Genomic DNA, 17,973 nt, shown 5'->3' with positions numbered 1-17,973 from the left:
CATCTCTCTATTCATTGTCTTTTCCGCAGGCTCTGCCCTTTAAGGCAAAAAAGAATTTCAGCCCCTTTTTCATGCGCTCGGAAAAAATTTTCGGGCTCAGGTATGCGCCGGCCACGCGCTTGTTGATCTCGCCCAGGGTGGGATAGGGATGAACCGCCGAGGCCAGCGTGGACAGCTTGACCCGGCCGGCTACCACCGCAACCCATTCGTTTATGAGATCGCCTGCATTGGGCCCCAGGATCTGGACGCCGATGAGGTTTTCCTTTTCATCGAGGATCATCTTGATTTGTCCGGCCGTGTTGCCCATGGCCAGGCTCCGGTCATTGTCTTTGAAATCCTCTCGCCATACCGAGTAAGATATGCCTGCTTGTTTTGCGCTTTTCTCATTCATGCCGATGCTGGCCAGTTCGGGATCCGTGTAGGTACACCAGGGCAGAAAGGTGTAATCGGCTTTTCTGGGCAGATGGAAAACGGCATTTGCGATCACGATGGAGCCCTCATATCCCGCGGCATGGGTGAACAAAAACGATCCTGTGACATCGCCTGCGGCAAAAATGTGATTCTGCGAAGTGCGCATCCGGGCGTCCACCGTAATGCCCCGGCCGGTAAAATCGACCCCGGCCTTATCAAGGGCCAGTCCGCCGATGTTGGGCGTTCTGCCGGCGGCCACCAGCAGGGTTTCGGCATGTACCTGTTTTTCCTCTCCCTTGCCGTTTTCAAACACCACTTCCTTTTTGCCGCCTGAATCTTTTGCGGATAAGATTTTGGCGTTGAGGTGAAAAGTCAGGTTCGGGGAAGCCGCAAGCAGCCCCAGCAGTTCGTCTGCCAGGTCCTTGTCCTCCTTGCCCAGGATCTGATCGGCCCGTTCGATAACGGTCACCTGTGTGCCCAACCGTGAAAATGCCTGCCCCATTTCCACGGCAATGGGGCCGCCGCCGATGATCGTCATGGATGCCGGCAGTTTTTCCAGGGAAAAAATTTCCCGGTTGGTGATATAGCCGGCCTGCTCCAGCCCGGGCACCGGGGGGGCGCCCGGAGAAGAGCCGGTGGCAATGACCCATTTTTTGGCAGACACGCTATTCCCGTTTAAGGAAACCGCATGCGCGTCCACAAATTCCGGATTGCCGAATTCAACCTTTGCGCCGAGCCCGCAAAACCGCTCTTCTGAGTCATGCTGTTGAATCGTGGAAATGACATTTTTTATCCGGTCTCTGATGCAGCCAAAATCCACGGGCGGCGCATCCACCTCCGGCAATCCGTGTTTGCCGGCATTGACAATGGTATGATATGCCCGCGCCGAGTTAATCAGCGTCTTGCTGGGCACGCACCCGAAGTGCAGGCAATCGCCGCCAAGATCCTTTTCCTTTTCAATCAAAAGGGTTTTGGCCCCGAGCTGGGCCGCGCCTGAAGCCGTTGTCAGCCCCGCAGCCCCGCCGCCGATAATACCGATGTCATAATCGTATGGCTTTGCCATATTGCCTCCCGCTATCAATTACGTAACAGAACTCTTTAAAAGATCGTAAACATGATACACAAACATGCCAGAAACCAATCTCACGGCATTGAGGTTTTTCTGTCTTCACTTGGTTCTGGTAAGGTCTTTTACAAACTGTGATGGTAAAAATGAGCCGGACAAATAATTTGTCACAGTCGTTTAACCCAGAGGTATAACTATTATCAGGGCAGAAATAGTTTGTGTTATAGCTCGGTGCCGGGCTGCGGCCTGCGGGGAACACTTCCGGGGAACTTTTTTTGAAAGCTTGCAATGGATATCTTTATAAAGCATATTTTCCCGATTGATTGATGCTTGCCGGCAAAAAAATAATGATCCGCCAGGATCAATAATTTGTACGGGGACAGGATGGAACAGATATTCACGGAAAAACGGGAAGTCAGGGAAACGGATCTGCAGCTCGTAGAAGATTCCATGCAGGGCTCCCGGTCTGCACTCGAAAAACTGGTTTTGCGCCATCAGGCATGGATATACAATATCGCATTTAAAATGGTGATGGATCACGACGATGCCAGCGATATCACCCAGGAAATCCTGATCAAGACAATCCGTGCGCTTCCATCCTATGATCCGGATAAGGCGGCGTTCCGGACATGGATTTACCGGATAACCGTAAACCACGTGCTGAGCATGAAGAAGAAAAAATTCGAGCACAGGATCAGCGACATTGAAACCTATGTCTCTCTTATTGAAAAATTGCCCGAAGACAGGTACTGCTCCCATCCGGAAAAACAACTCCTTGAAGAAGAGATCAAAATCGGCTGCATGACGGGAATGATCATGTGCCTGAGCCGAAAGGAGCGTATGGTTTTCATCCTTGGCGGCATTTTCGGTATCCCGGATACCGAAGGAAGCCAAATCATGGAGGTTTCAAAAGTCAATTTCAGAAAGATACTTTCCCGGGCAAGAAAAAAGATAAGCCCGCATGTAAACGGATTCTGCGGGCAAATCGACCCGAAAAATCCCTGTCGCTGCGCCAACAAGGTAACCGCATTTCTCAGTCTTGGAATGGCAGATCCGGAAAAACTAAGATTCCACCATCCTGCCAAACCCCCTATCAAGGACGTGGCTACGAAAAAATACAAGCAATTCAGGAAACTTTATTATGAACCATTTTTAGATCTATACCAGCAGCAGCCGTTTTACGATCCACCGGATACGACCCGATGGCTCAGGGATATCCTGCAGCAAAAGGCGTTTCGGGAGATTTTCAATCTTTGAGCTAAATTGAGCGTTTGAGCCAGCGGGCTTATTTTTATGGATTTACTGCTGAATCAAAGTCTGATTCTATATGGCGCCGTCAACCATTAAACAAAAAAAGGAGGTGGCTTGATGCCGATCAGAAAGTTGTCTTTGCTTTTCACTCTGTTTTTATTTCTCAGCGCCTGTGCTTCTCTGGGCGGGGAGAAACAACCCCATAACATCAATGATTTTGCTCATGATTTCACACTGCCGGATCAGGACGGCAACCTTGTGCGCCTAAGCGATACACTGGACAATTACCAGGGCGCAGTGATCGCTTTTTATCCAAAAGACGACAGCCGAAACTGAACTGCTGAATTTGTTGAGTTTCAACAAAACATCAGCGAATTTGAATCGCGGCAAATCAGGGTTCTGGGAATCAGCAACGACTCCGTGGCATCGCACCGGAAATTTATCGAAAAACACGATCTTGACGATCTCACGCTCCTGTCAGACGAGGACGGAAAAATAACCGGGATCTACAATGCCGACCATTGGCTGTTGCCTGTGGCCAGCCGGGTCTACATTATTGTGAACAAGGACGGCAGGATCGTCTACAGGAAAAACAAAGGTATTTTTCTCTTAAAAAACCAGACAGAGACACTTTTGCAAGCAATCGACGAACAGCTGTGATGGCCGATTTCATTTGATCACTTTTCCCACTCCCGGACAGTTATTTCATCTCCCGGTAACGCCGGATCAGATTGTTTGTTGAACTGTCGTGTCCGGGTTCGGTGTTTGTATCGAGTTCAGGCAGGATGCGGGCGGCGAGTTGTTTGCCCAGTTCCACACCCCACTGGTCAAATGAATCAATATCCCAGATCACGCCCTGGGTAAAAACGCTGTGCTCGTAAAGGGCAACGAGTTTTCCGAGCGCCTCCGGGGTGAGCCGTTCGGCAAGAATCGTGGTGGACGGGCGATTGCCGCCAAAGACCCGGTGGGGCACCAGCCAGTCAGCCGTGCCCTCGGCCCTGACCTCCCCGGCTGTCTTGCCAAAGGCCAGCGCCTCTGCCTGGGCAAAAACATTTGCCATAAGAATGTCGTGATGTCGGCCCACGGGATTGAGCGATTGGGCAAATGCGATAAAATCACAGGGAATGAGCCGGGTGCCCTGGTGAATGAGCTGGTAAAAGGAATGCTGACCGTTGGTACCGGGCTCACCCCAGTACACGGGGCTGGTCTGGTAATCAACCGCAGTGCCGTCAAGCGTGACATGCTTGCCGTTGCTCTCCATGGTCAACTGCTGCAGGTAGGCTGGAAACCGGTTCAAATGCTGCTCGTAAGGCAGAACTGCAACAGTGGGTGCGCCGAAAAAGTTGGCGTACCACACGGTCAAAAGCCCCATGAGCACCGGCAGATTGTGCCCGAAATCAGCGGTGCGGAAATGCTCGTCCATCTGCCGCATGCCCTCGAGCAGGCCGTAAAAGCCCTCCGGGCCGATGGCAACCATTGTGGACAGGCCGATGGCCGAGGCCATGGAATAACGTCCGCCGACCCAGTCCCAGAATTCAAACATATTGGCGGTGTCAATGCCGAATTCCGCCACCTTGCCGGCATTTGTCGATACTGCCGCAAAATGCCGGGCCACCGCATCTTTGTCGCCGCCAAGCCCCTTGACCAGCCAGTCACGGGCGGTTTGCGCATTGGTCATGGTCTCCTGGGTGGTAAACGTCTTGGACGCCACGATAAACAGGGTTTCCGCCGGGTCCAGGTCACGGAGAGTCTCTGTGACATCCGTGCCGTCGATGTTGGACACAAACCGGAAAGTCATGGACCGGTCGCTGTAATGCTGAAGCGCCTCATAGGCCATGACCGGGCCGAGATCTGATCCGCCGATGCCGATGTTGACGACATTTCGAATCGGTCTGCCGGTGTGCCCCTTCCACTCACCGCTCCGGAGCCGGCCGGAGAAATCCGCCATCTTGTCAAGGACCGCGTGGACGCGATCAACAACATTTTCGCCGTCAACCATAATGGCGGTTTGGCGCGAAGCGCGCAGGGCCACGTGCAGGACAGCGCGGTTTTCCGTAATGTTGATTTTTTCACCGGAAAACATGGCCGCAATCCGGTCCTGCAGACCGGACTGTTTTGCCAGCTCCACCAAAAGCCCCATGGTTTCATCGGTGACGCGATTTTTCGAGTAATCGAGGTACAGGCCGGCGGCCTGGGCTGTCAAACGCCGGCCGCGCTCTGAATCGTCGGCAAACAGCGTGCGCAGGTGCACGTCACCGATGTCATTGAAGTGGCTTTCCAGTGCCTTCCAGGCCGGCCGTGCGGTGAGATACGGGATGTGTGGGGTCATGGTTGTACTCCTTTTGCTTGTTGACTTCAGCACCTTGCTCATGGATGCCATGGCAGCCGGGAAAATCTTTGCCGGCCCGCAGTATCCTTTGTCTTATCCGGGGGCCGTCATTGCGTGGCGTGCCGCGCCCAGCAGGGCCGCCTCGGGATGCAGAATCACGGACACCCGTATTTTTTTCATGAGTTCAGCCATCCGTCCCTTGCGCACAAAAGCGTTTAAAAAACTTTCGCTTTCCAGAAGCGGTAAAATCCGGGGCGGTATGCCGCCGCCAAGATAGACACCGCCTGTGGCCATTGTCTTTAGCGCCATGTTTCCGGCTTCAGCGCCCAAAACAGTAACAAACATCTCAAGGGTTTTTTCACAAAGGCCGCACGGCTGTTCTTTGTCCAATGCGCTCCTTATAATCTCCGGGACCGGATCTTCGCCGGCAGGAACCTTCCGGGCCGGACAATCCGGATCTCCTGTAACCCCGGTATTTTTGAAATATTGGTAAATATTGGCCAGGCCCATGCCGGAACAAACGCGTTCATAGCTGACATGATCATAGCGGTCTGACAGGTCGGCAAGCAAACCGGTTTGCCCGGGGCCTATGGGTGCAAAATCGGCATGTCCGCCTTCAGAGGCAAAAGCCCGGTAGCCTTTCCCGTCCCATACCAAAAACCCCTCTCCAAGGCCTGTGCCCGGGGCCACAACAGCCATGGTCCCGCCTGCTGCCGGACTTGCCTTGTTAATCACGTGCAGGTCGTTTTCAGTCAGCACGGCAACCGCGTTTGCAAAAGCGGTAATATCATTTAGCAGGCAGACAGATTGAGCCCCAATGGTTTGTGCGAGTGCGGCTTCTTCCATAACCCAGGGCAGATTGGTGATTTTTGCCCGCCCGCCCACAACCGGGCCGGCCACGCCAAAAGCGGCCCGGTCAATAGGGATGTCTACGGCTGACAAAAATTTTTCTATGATGGCTTCAAGGCCGGAATAATCCCTGCTGGAAAATTTTTCCTTTGCCAAAGGCCGGCGCAGACCGCTTTGGGATGAATACAGGGCCAGCTCTGTCTTGGTGCCGCCGATATCACCGGCCAAAACCGTAATGTCTTTTTCATTGCCATATCCCATAAGCGCTCCGCCTGCCCCTGGTTTTAATACATTTATACACGATACATAACACCTGTATGATCTGCAGCTATTTAAAACCATAGTCACAAACCAGCGCAAGGACAAAAACAAACGCCTCTGATGTTACCTGCAAGGATCAGGCTTGTTTCATTATGGCATCGCGCAGGCCGGCACCCAGGTCTCTGGCGGCCTTTTCAGTGTCAGGCTGGGCTTCAAATGTGTTTACGCCCACTGTATCCACCGTTGCCTCCGGGCCGAAAATCATTTTCAGTCCGGCCATTTCGCATGTGTCTCCATAGCCGCAGCGGATGCAGGGAATGTTGCCCGTGATTTTCACGGATCCCAGAAAATTCATGCCTTCTTCCATCATGTAATAAAAAATGCTGTTGGCACCGCTTTCGCAAGCCGGAGGCAGGCCTTCACAGTCTTGCGGAATCGCGCATGTCACCACGGCCACACCGGATTTCCCGCTCATGAATCCATGCTTGTGCCGAAGCGGATACAGCCTTTCGAGAAACACCTTGGTCCGGGCGTCAATGCTCGAATAAGGGGTATACCCGCCGACCACAAGGCCGTTTGCCTGTTTGGCTTTTTCAGCCAGCATATTGCCGTCATCGCCGATAACACATTCATTTGTATCCACGCATCCCAGACAGGCCCGGCAGGGTTCGATTTCAAGGTCACTGAGCTTAAAAAACTCGGTTTCCGCGCCCGTGGCTTCCAGCACGGTTTTCACAGCCCGGTCTGTGTTGCTGTTTTCAATCGGTGATCCGGATACTCCCAGAACTTTCATCTGAACCTCCTTGCCTTGAATTTGTTTACTCAACATTAACTATACCCTTACGTAATTACAAACTTTAATCTTATCATTCGGTCGAACCCAACTTCCCGGATTCAAAAGCTATGGTCAATGTATCAAGTACCGGAAACAGGAATGGCACAGTTTTATGGCGGGTGTTGACGTATTTGTAGCCAACAATAGCTATCCATGGTACACAAAACTTTCGGACATTTGCCCCTGCTTTCTTTTCAGGTTTTGTTGCCTTTATGAAAGGAGCGTGCTTGTCCTCTTTTTTCAATGAAAATTCCACTTGATCCGGAAGTACCATTTTTCCCAGAGGAGTTCAGATTCCATGCCCACGAAAGAACAACTGCGCAAGCGACTGATTGGTAAACTAAAAGAGCTGTTTCAGCTCAATCAGCCGGATCTCGATTTCGGCTTTTACAAAATCATGCACGCCAAGGCCGGCCAGGTGACGCAGTTTATTGAAAAGGATCTGATGTCCATCATTGAAGCCGAATTTTCACATATCGATAACAGCCAGCAGGCGGCACTGAAAGCCGAGTACGAAAGCGCAGTTGAAACCGCCCGGCAATACGGAGCACCGAATCCGGAAGAAACCGATGCGGTACGCGAAGCCCGCTGCCGTTGGGAAGCGGCAGCAGACACGGCCCGGGCGGAAACCGAAATCTATGATCATTTGTACCGGTTTTTCGAGCGGTATTATGAAAGCGGAGACTTTATTTCCCGGCGTTACTATGCCCGGGAAACCGATGAAAAAGCCGCGCCGTACGCCATTCCCTACAACGGGGAAGAGGTCAAGCTTCACTGGGCCAACGCCGACCAGTACTACATCAAAACGGCCGAATATTTTAACAGCTTTACCGTGGGCATCCGGAAGGCCAAAGAAGTGCAGGAAGAAGAAACCGGGGTATTCGGCAAATCCGAAACCCCCATGCCCCTGCATTTCAAAATCGTTGAGGCCACCGAAGGCGAACACGGCAATGTCAAGGCCTCGGATGCCACCACCCGCTATTTTATCATTCACCGGGATGAACCGGTGAAACTGGATGCATCCGGCGAACTGGTGCTTCAGTTCGAATACCGGCCGGACCCGGAAAAAACCGGGCAGGAAAGTGTGTGGCGGGAAAAACGAAAGGCCGAAGCCGTTGATACCATCCTTGCCGAATTGAAAAACGTAAAAGGCGCGGAAGCCTATTACAGCCTGCTCACCATCCCGGCGCCCACTGCAAAGGACAAGAAACGCCCGCTTCTGGCGAAATATGTTAACCAGTACACCTCCCGTAACACCTATGATTATTTTATTCACAAGGACCTTGGCGGTTTTTTACGCCGGGAGCTTGATTTTTACATCAAAAACGAGGTCATGCACCTCGATGACATTGAAAACGCCGATGCCCCGCGCGTGGAAACCTATCTTTCCAAAATCCGCATTATCCGCAAAATCGCCCATAAACTGATCGATCTCATGGCCCAGCTGGAGGATTTCCAGAAAAAACTCTGGCTGAAAAAGAAATTCGTGGTGGAGACCAACTACTGTATCACCCTGGATCGCATTCCCGAAGCACTGTACCCCGAAATCGCCGGCAACGATGCCCAAAGAGAAGAATGGATACGGCTGTTTGCCATCGATGAGATGGAGGCGGAAAAGGGCATCGAGGGGATGGGTCGGCCCGGGTATACGGCACCGGTAACGGAGGATTTCTTAAAAGCCAATCCCTATCTGCTAGTGGATACGCGGTTTTTCGGTGAGGGGTTTAAAGCCCGTTTGATAGCCTCAATAGATGATTTTGATGAACAGTGCGACGGGCTGCTGATTCATTCAGAGAATTTTCAGGCCTTAGGGTTGTTATTAGAAAAGTATAAAAGACAAATACAATGTATTTACATTGACCCACCATATAACACTGATGCGGCACCAATCATTTACAAAAATAATTACAAAGTATCGTCTTGGAATTCGTTATTCTCAGATCGATTGATCTGCTCACTACCAATGATAAATAGAAATGGAATTCTATGTGCAACTATTGATGATTTTCAGCAAAAGGAGTTAAATTCAATCGTTCAAGATGTTTATGGCTCTAACTCTATACTTGGTACAGTTGTCATTAGAAACAATCCATCAGGGCGACCGATTCCAACAGGATTTGCAGTTGCTCATGAATATGCAATTTTTGCTTCACATCGTAAGGGAATCACCATCGATAAATTGCCACGCAACGAGCAGCAAAATAAAAGGTATAAGCAAAAAGATAAATTAGGGAGTTTTATGTGGGAGTTGTTGAGGAAAAGAGGGTCAAATTCGAGAAGGGAGGATGCGAGAAGATCTTATTTTCCATTCTATGTAAGTGGATCAAATATAAGGTTGCCCGAACTAAGATGGGATGAAGATAAAGAAATCTGGGAAGTTTTAGAAGAACCAAAATCAAATGAAGATGTCGTTTACCCAATAGATGAAAATGGGGTTGAAAGGAATTGGAGATGGGGCATTGATACGGCAGTAAAAAATGTTAATGAATTGAAAGCTGAGAAAAAAAACGGAAACATAATCATATATTATAAATATCGTCAACCTTCGGGAGTTACCCCTACAACGGCATGGATTACATCGAGATATTCAGCAACTGAACACGGAACAGGCTTGGTCAAACATTTTTTCAAAGAATACCAGCCATTTTCATATCCTAAATCAATTTATGCAGTTGAAGATTGTATTAGTGTTGCAGGCATAGAAAATAATGAAAAAAGCATATGCATAGATTACTTCGCCGGCTCAGGCACTACCGGCCACGCAGTGATCAATCTCAACCGCAAAGACAACGGCAACCGCAAATACATCCTCGTCGAAATGGGCGACTATTTCGACACGGTGTTAAAACCCCGCATCCAGAAAGTCGTATATTCCGATTCCTGGAAAGACGGCAAGCCTACTTCCCGGGATTCCGGCGTATCCCATTGTTTCAAATATCTCCGACTGGAATCCTATGAAGACACGCTCAACAATCTGAAGACGGATGAAAATCCTTCCCGAAATCAGGTCCTTGCCGATAATCCGGCATTGAAAGAAGACTATCTGCTACATTACATGCTGGATGTGGAAACCCGGGGGAGCCAGTCCCTGCTCAATATTGATGCCTTCACTGATCCATGCGCCTACCGGCTCAAGGTCAAAATTCCGGGAAGCGACCAATACGTTAAGCGCCATGTGGATCTTATAGAAACCTTTAACTACCTGATCGGTCTGCGCGTCATTCACACGGATGCCCCCCGGGCATTTGACGCCGTATTTATCCGGCAGCCCGACCCCGAATTGCCGGAAGGGGGGAAATCCCGCCTGGCTGTTGACGGCAAACTCAAGCAAGACGAAAACGGCCCCTGGTGGTTCCGAAAAATCCAAGGCTGGGTGCCGGCGGACCCGTCCCATCCTGACAACGGGCAGAAGGAAAAGGTGCTGATCGTCTGGCGCAAGTTAACCGGTGATCCGGAAAAAGACAACCTGATGCTCGATGAATGGTTTTCCAAAATCCGGAGCAACTCCCGGGACCTGGAATTTGACACCATTTATGTCAACGGCGGCAACAACCTGCCCAACCTGCGCAAGGAAGTAGAAAACTGGCAGGTCCGCCTGATTGAAGAAGAATTCATGCGTCGCATGTGGGATACCCGGGAGGTGTAACATGGCAAAAGATCTGACCGAATCCCCGGTGGACCGGCAAAACATCCTGAACAATTCCTACGCGGTCACCGAAATTCAAAATGCCACAAAGATCAAAGGTATCCATTTTGAAGGCACCGTTTGCCTGATCAAGGAACAGGTGGCCGCTTTTTTCGAGGTGGATACTCGCACCATCGAGCGCTATCTCGAAAAATACGGGGAGGAACTGACCCAAAACGGATACGAGGTGTTGCGGGGAAAACGCCTGAAATCTTTTAAGATGGCTGTAAAAGAGCAATTTGTTACCGACATTGATGTCGGTAACAAAACTCCCCAGATCGGCATCTTCAATTTCCGCGCATTCTTAAACCTCGCCATGCTGATTACTGAAAGCGAGCGCGCCCGGTTGCTTCGGCAAACCATACTGGACATCGTTATTGATACCATCAACAAGCGGACGGGCGGGGGGACCAAATACATCAACCAGCGGGACGAAGATTTCCTATATGCCTGGTTCAGCGAAGAAAACTACCGGAAGATATTTACCGATGCCCTGCGCGATTACGTGGACATGGGCAATTTCAAATATCCACTCTATACCGACAAGATCTATGTGAGCATTTTCAAGGAAAAGGCCCAGGAGTATCGGAAAATCCTGCGACTCCAGGCAAAGGAAAAGGTCCGAAATACATTCTACACCGAAATCCTTGATCTGGTTGCCGCCTATGAATACGGGTTTGCGGAATTATTGAAAGCCTCTTCAGAAAAAAAGGGCCGCAAGCTCGACTCCTGGGAGGTCGATGAACTGTTCCGGCATTTTGAAGCGCAGCCGCATTGGAAACCGTTGATTGAACGGGCCCGGGTCAAAATGGCCAGCCGGGACCTGGCGTTTCGGGATGCCCTGCATCTGCAACTTGAACAATATATCGCACCGCTTCAGGCCAGCGAATTTGAACGGTTTCTCGGCGAGAAAAGCAAAGAGTTGGCCGAACGCCTGGAAGAAGCCCAGGATGTGCTCAAACGCTTAAAGGACCGGTAACTTGCCACTTCATTATCTCACCATCGAACAAGCTGTGGACGTTCACCGCAAAACCGTTGAAAAAAGCGGCGGAGGATCAATCGGCCAGCTTGATCAACAGAAACTGGCCGGGGTTCTGGAGCATATCCAAAACGATGAATATTATCCAACGCTCGAAGACAAATTGACCCACCTTTTTTTCTGCGCGAATAAATTTCACTGCTTCGAGGACGGAAACAAACGGCTGTCCATCACCCTGTGCGCCCAATTTCTACTCATCAATGGCTATCTTTTTTCCGTCAAACAGTTCTTATACCAAATGGAAAACATCAGCTACCATGTGGCCACCGGCGCCATTGACAAGGAATTGCTCAAGGAAATCATTTCGGCCATTTTATCCGGGGATGAAGAGGACGAGGCGTTAAAATTGAAAATCTGGCACGCCATCAACCAAGAAGACCAGGATTACTGATACATGGTAAAGAAGAAATCCAAAAAACCTGCGCATAAATTTTCCAATAAACTTTTGCTGAATCAGTGGCTGATCAGTCTTTTCGGCATCAATCCATTACAGGAACACCGTATGAACGGCCGTAAAATCCGGCCGTTTCACCTGCTGACCGAACTTATCAAGGACCCGCGCATGGAGGGGCTGGGCAGCGACAACATGCACAAGTTCTATCATAACTTTGTGGACAGCTCCTTGTTCTGGGATGCCAACTGCTTGCTTTCAAAAGATTTGCTGCAAACCTATGAACAAAACATTGTCCGCCACACCCTGGCCATCAACCGGAAACGCCAGCGAACGGTTCACTGGAAATACTTTCAATGGCTGGGGTTGCTGTTTTCCGAAATTTACCTGGACCGCTATTTCAACGACCGCCCCAAGCTGCTGGAAGATTTGAACCAGTATGTTGAGACATTCAACAAACACTGGCCTGATTTTGCCGATGTCCCGCCTTACACCGAAGATGATCTGAACAAGCTCTGCTTTCAATGTGCCACCGGCAGCGGCAAAACCCTGCTCATGCATGCCAATCTTCTCCAGTACCGGCATTACGCCGAGCAAACAGGCAAAAGCAATAAACTGTCACGGGTGATTTTGCTTACCCCGAATGAAAGTCTGAGCGAGCAGCATTTAGGGGAATTGGCAGAAAGTGGAATAGATGCCGGGTTTTACCTGGAAAACCGGGGCGGGGTGTTTAGCGCCGCCAGGGGGCTGGACCGAGTCGACATTTTGGAAATCACCAAGCTGGCCGATCAAAAGGGACCCAACACGGTTGAAACCCGGGAACTGACCGAGCAAAACCTCCTGCTGGTCGATGAAGGCCACCGGGGAATGAGCGGCACGGAAGAAGGCGCCTGGTTTAAACGGCGGGCGGAACTATGCGCCAAGGGATTTACCTTTGAATATTCGGCCACCTTTGAACAGGCAGTGATCGCCTCCAAACGCGAGGATTTTGAAAACAGCTATGCCAAAACGGTGATTTTCGATTATTCCTATCGGTGGTTTTACGAAGACGGCTTCGGAAAAGACTATAAGATCCTGAACCTGCCGGCATCCTTTCAACAGGTAAGAAACCTTTACCTGACCGCCTGTCTGCTGAAATCTTACCAGCAGTTAAAGATTTACCAGGAAAACCGGATCGATTTTCAGCCGTTTCACATTGAAAAACCGTTGTGGGTGTTTGTGGGCAGCACGGTGAGCAAGGCCAAGGGCAGCAAACTGGAAAAAAACGTCGCCGCGGACGTGGCCCAGATTATCCAGTTTATCGCCGATTTCACCGCTGACCCCAAATCGGCAAAGGAATACATTTTAGAAATACTGACCCGTTCCGGCCAGGATACCGGACTGCTCGACAGTGACGGCAATGATATCTTCCACAATGCCTTTTCCTATTTGTTAAAGGCGTTTAACCCCCGGGATGCGATTGATTCGCTGTATCGGGACATTATGGGGCGGCTCTTTAACAACCCGGCCGGCGGAAAACTGTCGCTTTCACGGATCAAGGGGGAATCCGGAGAGATTGCCTTGAAGCTCGGAACCGCAGATGATCCTTTCGGCTTGATCAATGTCGGCGATGCCTTGGGGTTGTCACATCACTGTGCCGAGGTGTGTACCAACATCGAGGTGGGCGACAGTGACTTTGCCGAATCAATGTTTTCTTCCGTAAAATCTTCGGATTCGCCTGTCAATCTGCTGATCGGATCGAAAAAATTTGTCGAGGGATGGGACTGCTGGCGGGTCAGCACCATGGGATTGATGCATGTGGGCAAAAGCGAAGGCGCTCAGATCATCCAGTTGTTCGGCCGTGGGGTTCGGCTGAAAGGATATCAATGGTCTTTGAAGCGTAGCGGGCATTCCCTGAATTTCAAGCGGCCCCTGTTCATCGAGGATCTGGAAACACTCAATGTTTTTGGCATTGAAGCCGATTTCATGGAGCGATTCCGGGCCTATCTGAAAGAAGAAGGCCTTCCCGGCAATGAAAAACGGCAGACCATTACCGTTGCCCTGAATGTGACCTATGATTTCGGCAAACGGTTAAAAACCTTGCGGCCCAAACGAAAAGATACCGATGGCAGGGAATATGATTTTAAAAAAGACGGTCCTGTCCCCATGATCGATGACCTGCCGGAAACGGTGGACAACCATTTTGTGGTGGTGGACTGGTACCCCCGTATTCAGAAAATCGAATCCCGAGGCAGAGCCAAGGAATCCCAAAAAGAAAAAGCCCAACTGGAAAACCAACACATCGCCTTCCTTGATGCGGATGCTTTGTATTTCGAACTTGAACGGTTCAAGAGGGAGAGAAGCTGGCACAACTTAAACATCTCCAAAAAGGCCATTCTGTCGCTACTGGCAAATCCAAGATGGTATACACTCTATATACCCACCGCCCGGCTGCATCCCAACGACTACAATGGCATTGTGCTACTGCAGCAGGTTGCCGCGGAATTGCTGAAACGCCTCTGCGAATGCCTGTACAATTACCGCAAACGCGAGTACATCGAACCCCGCCTGGAACTCCGGGAAATCAATGAAACCGATGGCAACCTTCCGGGCGATGAAGAATACCAGCTCGTGGTCGACGGTGATGAAACCCAGCTAATCCAGCAGATTGAACAAATCAAACTGGAAATCGAGAACAAGAAAGAAATTTTGACCCGAATGGATACACCAGGCGAGCTCAAAACGTGCAAATGGGGGCGACACCTGTTCCAGCCGCTGTTTCATGTCCGAAAAGGGGGCAGAATATCGATACTTCCGGTTGCATTGAATCAAAGCGAGTATCGGTTTGTAGAGGACCTGAAAGACTGGTGTGATGAGAACGGAGACCGGTTAAAGGAAAATCATCAGGAAATATTTCTGCTCCGCAATATCAGCCGCAAAGGTGTCGGTTTCTTTGAAGCCGGCGGTTTTTACCCGGATTTCATCCTGTGGCTGCTTTCCGGGGACAAACAGTATGTTAACTTTATCGAACCCCACGGGCTTATGCATGAAGGCCCCGGCAGCAACAAGGTGCAGTTCCACAGCCGCATCAAGGATGTTGAAAAACGTCTTGGAAATCCAAAAGTTGTTCTAAACAGCTTTATTCTCTCCTGGACACCCTTTGCGCAGCTTCAATGGGGGCTTACTCAAAAAGATTTAGAAAAAATGCATATATTGTTCATGAAAGAAAAACAGACGGAATATATTGAAAAAATTTTTAACGAGCTGAATGACTAATCCTTCCTTTGGCTCACGTGTTCCGCAAAAGCTCCTCCAATTGGACGCACTGCCTGTGGAAAAGATTTCCCGCCGGGTCCCGGGGTCTTTGCAGTCCGATATCCACCACCTCTTTGATCCGCCCGGGGTTTTTGTCCATCATCACCACCCGGTCGGCAAGGGTGACAGCTTCCCGGACATCATGGGTGACAAACACGACAGTGTGGGAAAAACGTTTCCAGAGGCTTAACAGCAGCTGCTGCATCTCCTGGCGGGTCTGGGAGTCCAGGGCAACAAAGGGCTCGTCCATGAGCAGAATTGCGGGCTCCAGGATCAGCACCCGGGCCAGGGCCACCCGCTGTCGCATCCCGCCGGAAATTTCAGAGGGCAGATAGCCGCCAAAGGGCAAAAGACCGACCAGGTTGAGATAGCGCTCCACCATTTCCCGTCTTTGGCGCCGGGAAAAGCCCTTGCCTTTCAGGCCGAAGCCGATGTTTTCCGCCACTGTCAGCCAGGGGAAAAGTGCATCTTCCTGGAAAACCACGCACCTGTCCGGGCCGGGACCGGATATGGGCTGGCCGTGGGCCAGGACATGGCCGGTGCCCGGCTTTAAAAACCCGGCCAGCACATTTAACAGGGTGGTTTTTCCGCATCCGCTGGGCCCCAGAACACACATCATTTCACCTGGCTGCACACAAAGCCCGATGTTTTCGAGAATCGGCAGCACAGCGCCGTTGACCTTAAAATGCAGCCCCAGTTCACGGACTTCAAGAATCGGGGATTTTCCGGCATCCGAAGGTTTCCCGGCGGAAAGGACTTTTAACTGTGTTGTCATGCCGATCTCCTGGCGCTTTTAAAGCAGAGCCGCAAAGCAGCGGTCAGCGCCTGATCAGATATGCGGCCGATCACGGCAATGATGACAATGCCGACGATGATGACATCCGTGCGGCCCACCATGCGGGCGTCCATGATCACGGCCCCGAGACCGTTCTGCACGCCCGTGAGCTCTCCCAGAACCAGGTAGGCCCAGGAAATGCCCAGCCCCAGACGCAGTCCGGATACCAGAGAAGGCATGGCCCCGGGCAGAAGGATTGCAAAGGTTCCGCGCAGGCGGCGGACCCCCATCATGGCCCCGGCCCGCAGCAGCACAGAGCTCACCTGGCGAACCCCGCCGGCGCAATTGATGTAGATGGGGAAAAAAGCGGCTAGGGACACGAGAAACACCGTGGTTTTCATACCGATACCAAACCAGATCAGGGCCAGGGGCAGCCAGCTGATTCCCGGAACCGCGCGTATGCCGTTAACCGAGGTGCTCAGCAGCCGATCCACAACCGGCAGCCGCCCGGACATCACCCCCAGGGGGATGCCCACTGCCGCGGCAATCGCAAATCCGGCAAATACCCGGATCAGACTGGCTTTTGCATCAGCAAAAAAACGGCCTGCGTACATGCCCGCCTCCGGACCGCTGAAAATATAAATATAACCGGCATCGATAATCTCTTTGGGGTGCGGCAAAACGTAAGACGGCACAAGACGAAGCTCTGCGGCTGCCAGCCATGCCAGGATCAGACTGGCCGGCAATATCCAGGGCAGCACCCCATTGATACCGGCCCGCGATTTTCCGGCATCATTCATCTGGGCTTATCTCTTTTCGGGCCTGCCGGACAAAAGACAAATCGATCAACTCCTTGTAATCCGGCTGCCGGCGAATCATGCCCAAAGCCTGCATCCGTTCCCCCAGGGCTTTGACCCGGCTGACAAACACCGCATCCATGTCCCAGGCCAGTTCCATGTTGGCCTCTGCCTTTTCCAGGATGGCTTTTTGGGTGCCAAACTTGGATGCCCGCGTCAGCCACTGGTCCGGGTGACGGGCCAGGTGCCGGGTGGCCCGGGCATGGGCAGTGACCATCTTTTGCACCTTTTGAGGATGTTTTTGCGCAAAATCCCTGGTGACCAGCATGCCGGCGTTAATGTCGCCCACGGCCTCATCGTAATAGGGATAGGCCAGGATTTTACCGTAGCCGTTTTCCACAGCCTGCGCGGGAAAGGGCTCCCCGGAGAGAAACGCGTCAATGCTGCCCCGGGAAAGGGCCAGCCCCATGTCGAAAAAATCAATGCGCATCAGGGAAACATCGGTTTTCACGGAAAGCCCGCTGCGGCTCAGGGTCTCGCGCAGCAAAATCTCGTGCATGGTGCCGGGAACATAGCCGATGCGTTTTCCCTTCAAATCCGCAACCGTTTCAATGCCGGCATTTTTTCTGACCACAAGGGCCGAACATTTGTTGCAAAGTGCGGCCACCATCACCACAGGCTGTCCCATGGACGATGAGTGGATGGCGTGGGCCACGGTGGTGCCGCACATATCCAGGCTTCCGGCCAGCAGGGCGTTTTTCTGATCCGCAGGATTGGTGAAAGGGTAAACGTTGATCTTATCCTTCTTGGAAACAAAATCGCCATAGTAAAAAGGGGCAATGGTCTGGGCGGTCTTCCATGTCCCGATGCGCAGCTCATCGGCACAAACAGCACCGGGGCCGGCCGCAGCCAGGCCCAGGAAAACGGCAATGACAATGATGGCTTTGATCAGCGGCTCAGGGCGCATGTTTTTTCCTTTTTCCTGCAGGA

15 protein-coding genes are annotated in these 17,973 nt (G+C 51.4%); 6 read left to right on the top strand and 9 right to left on the bottom strand.

Going from position 1 to position 17,973, the window contains the following annotated elements; genetic code table 11:
- Positions 1 to 7 precede the first annotated feature (7 nt).
- Complete coding sequence (locus tag HNR65_RS15155; RefSeq protein ID WP_181552368.1) at positions 8 to 1,474, bottom strand: dihydrolipoyl dehydrogenase family protein; 1,467 nt, start codon at positions 1,472 to 1,474, stop codon at positions 8 to 10.
- A 387-nt stretch (positions 1,475 to 1,861) separates the two neighbouring features.
- On the opposite strand from HNR65_RS15155, the gene HNR65_RS15150 reads away from it, so the two are divergent.
- The gene (locus HNR65_RS15150) at positions 1,862 to 2,734 is read left to right on the top strand and encodes an RNA polymerase sigma factor (RefSeq protein ID WP_181552367.1); all 873 of its coding nucleotides are present in this window, start codon (positions 1,862 to 1,864) and stop codon (positions 2,732 to 2,734) included.
- Positions 2,735 to 2,845: 111 nt separating this feature from the next.
- Complete coding sequence (locus HNR65_RS18055; RefSeq protein ID WP_232364799.1) at positions 2,846 to 3,388, top strand: peroxiredoxin; 543 nt, start codon at positions 2,846 to 2,848, stop codon at positions 3,386 to 3,388.
- Between the two features lie 40 nt (positions 3,389 to 3,428).
- On the opposite strand, the gene pgi is transcribed toward HNR65_RS18055, so the two are convergent.
- The 5 genes from pgi to HNR65_RS17860 all read right to left on the bottom strand — a co-directional run bounded on the left by pgi (position 3,429) and on the right by HNR65_RS17860 (position 7,996).
- A complete protein-coding gene (gene pgi / locus HNR65_RS15135) occupies positions 3,429 to 5,057 on the bottom strand; it encodes a glucose-6-phosphate isomerase (protein WP_181552365.1) in 1,629 nt (542 codons plus the stop codon).
- A gap of 93 nt (positions 5,058 to 5,150) precedes the next feature.
- Positions 5,151 to 6,167, bottom strand: a complete 1,017-nt coding sequence (gene glk / locus HNR65_RS15130) for a glucokinase (protein WP_181552364.1) — start codon at positions 6,165 to 6,167, stop codon at positions 5,151 to 5,153.
- Between the two features lie 136 nt (positions 6,168 to 6,303).
- On the bottom strand, positions 6,304 to 6,960 hold the full coding sequence (locus tag HNR65_RS15125) for a flavodoxin family protein (protein ID WP_181552363.1): 657 nt from the start codon (positions 6,958 to 6,960) through the stop codon (positions 6,304 to 6,306).
- 73 nt (positions 6,961 to 7,033) lie between these two features.
- Positions 7,034 to 7,246, bottom strand: coding sequence for a hypothetical protein (locus HNR65_RS15120; protein WP_181552362.1), 213 nt, complete (start codon positions 7,244 to 7,246; stop codon positions 7,034 to 7,036).
- Between the two features lie 225 nt (positions 7,247 to 7,471).
- Complete coding sequence (locus HNR65_RS17860) at positions 7,472 to 7,996, bottom strand: hypothetical protein (protein WP_220128411.1); 525 nt, start codon at positions 7,994 to 7,996, stop codon at positions 7,472 to 7,474.
- 12 nt (positions 7,997 to 8,008) lie between these two features.
- Here HNR65_RS17860 and HNR65_RS15115 point away from each other — a divergent pair, with 12 nt between their 5' ends.
- From HNR65_RS15115 to HNR65_RS15100, 4 genes are all read left to right on the top strand, one after another.
- Entirely contained in the window at positions 8,009 to 10,648 is a 2,640-nt protein-coding gene (locus tag HNR65_RS15115) for a DNA methyltransferase (RefSeq protein WP_220128410.1), read from the top strand.
- 1 nt (position 10,649) lies between these two features.
- Positions 10,650 to 11,666 carry a DNA-binding protein gene (locus tag HNR65_RS15110; RefSeq protein WP_181552360.1) on the top strand — a complete coding sequence of 339 codons (1,017 nt, stop codon included), beginning with the start codon at positions 10,650 to 10,652 and terminating at the stop codon, positions 11,664 to 11,666.
- 1 nt (position 11,667) lies between these two features.
- Positions 11,668 to 12,117 (top strand): type II toxin-antitoxin system death-on-curing family toxin, encoded by a 450-nt coding sequence (locus HNR65_RS15105; RefSeq protein WP_181552359.1) that lies wholly within the window; start codon positions 11,668 to 11,670, stop codon positions 12,115 to 12,117.
- A 111-nt stretch (positions 12,118 to 12,228) separates the two neighbouring features.
- Positions 12,229 to 15,372: a DEAD/DEAH box helicase family protein gene (locus tag HNR65_RS15100; RefSeq protein ID WP_220128409.1), complete on the top strand. Its 3,144-nt coding sequence runs from the start codon at positions 12,229 to 12,231 to the stop codon at positions 15,370 to 15,372.
- A 13-nt stretch (positions 15,373 to 15,385) separates the two neighbouring features.
- Here HNR65_RS15100 and HNR65_RS15095 read toward each other — a convergent pair whose 3' ends face one another.
- From HNR65_RS15095 to HNR65_RS15085, 3 genes are read right to left on the bottom strand one after another with little or no spacing between them, the layout of a single operon-like run.
- Entirely contained in the window at positions 15,386 to 16,186 is an 801-nt protein-coding gene (locus HNR65_RS15095; protein WP_181552357.1) for an ABC transporter ATP-binding protein, read from the bottom strand.
- Positions 16,183 to 16,986, bottom strand: a complete 804-nt coding sequence (locus tag HNR65_RS15090; protein WP_181552356.1) for an ABC transporter permease — start codon at positions 16,984 to 16,986, stop codon at positions 16,183 to 16,185. The genes HNR65_RS15095 and HNR65_RS15090 overlap by 4 nt, the downstream gene beginning before the upstream one ends.
- On the bottom strand, positions 16,979 to 17,950 hold the full coding sequence (locus HNR65_RS15085) for an ABC transporter substrate-binding protein (RefSeq protein ID WP_181552355.1): 972 nt from the start codon (positions 17,948 to 17,950) through the stop codon (positions 16,979 to 16,981). The genes HNR65_RS15090 and HNR65_RS15085 overlap by 8 nt, the downstream gene beginning before the upstream one ends.
- Positions 17,951 to 17,973: the final 23 nt, after the last annotated feature.

The sequence above is a fragment of the Desulfosalsimonas propionicica genome (assembly GCF_013761005.1).
In the GTDB taxonomy this organism is placed as follows: Bacteria; Desulfobacterota; Desulfobacteria; order Desulfobacterales; family Desulfosalsimonadaceae; genus Desulfosalsimonas; species Desulfosalsimonas propionicica.
The sequence above is the reverse complement of the archived record's forward strand: the minus strand, read 5'-3'. Positions and strand labels throughout refer to the sequence as shown.

Bases quoted from the DNA above. Each gene is read 5' to 3' on its own strand.
- HNR65_RS15155 (WP_181552368.1), bottom strand. From the start codon at position 1,474: ATGGCAAAGCCATACGATTATGACATCGGTATTATCGGCGGCGGGGCT.
- HNR65_RS15150 (WP_181552367.1), top strand. From the start codon at position 1,862: ATGGAACAGATATTCACGGAAAAACGGGAAGTCAGGGAAACGGATCTG.
- pgi (WP_181552365.1), bottom strand. From the start codon at position 5,057: ATGACCCCACACATCCCGTATCTCACCGCACGGCCGGCCTGGAAGGCA.
- glk (WP_181552364.1), bottom strand. From the start codon at position 6,167: ATGGGATATGGCAATGAAAAAGACATTACGGTTTTGGCCGGTGATATC.
- HNR65_RS15125 (WP_181552363.1), bottom strand. From the start codon at position 6,960: ATGAAAGTTCTGGGAGTATCCGGATCACCGATTGAAAACAGCAACACA.
- HNR65_RS15110 (WP_181552360.1), top strand. From the start codon at position 10,650: ATGGCAAAAGATCTGACCGAATCCCCGGTGGACCGGCAAAACATCCTG.
- HNR65_RS15100 (WP_220128409.1), top strand. From the start codon at position 12,229: ATGAACGGCCGTAAAATCCGGCCGTTTCACCTGCTGACCGAACTTATC.
- HNR65_RS15095 (WP_181552357.1), bottom strand. From the start codon at position 16,186: ATGACAACACAGTTAAAAGTCCTTTCCGCCGGGAAACCTTCGGATGCC.
- HNR65_RS15090 (WP_181552356.1), bottom strand. From the start codon at position 16,986: ATGAATGATGCCGGAAAATCGCGGGCCGGTATCAATGGGGTGCTGCCC.
- HNR65_RS15085 (WP_181552355.1), bottom strand. From the start codon at position 17,950: ATGCGCCCTGAGCCGCTGATCAAAGCCATCATTGTCATTGCCGTTTTC.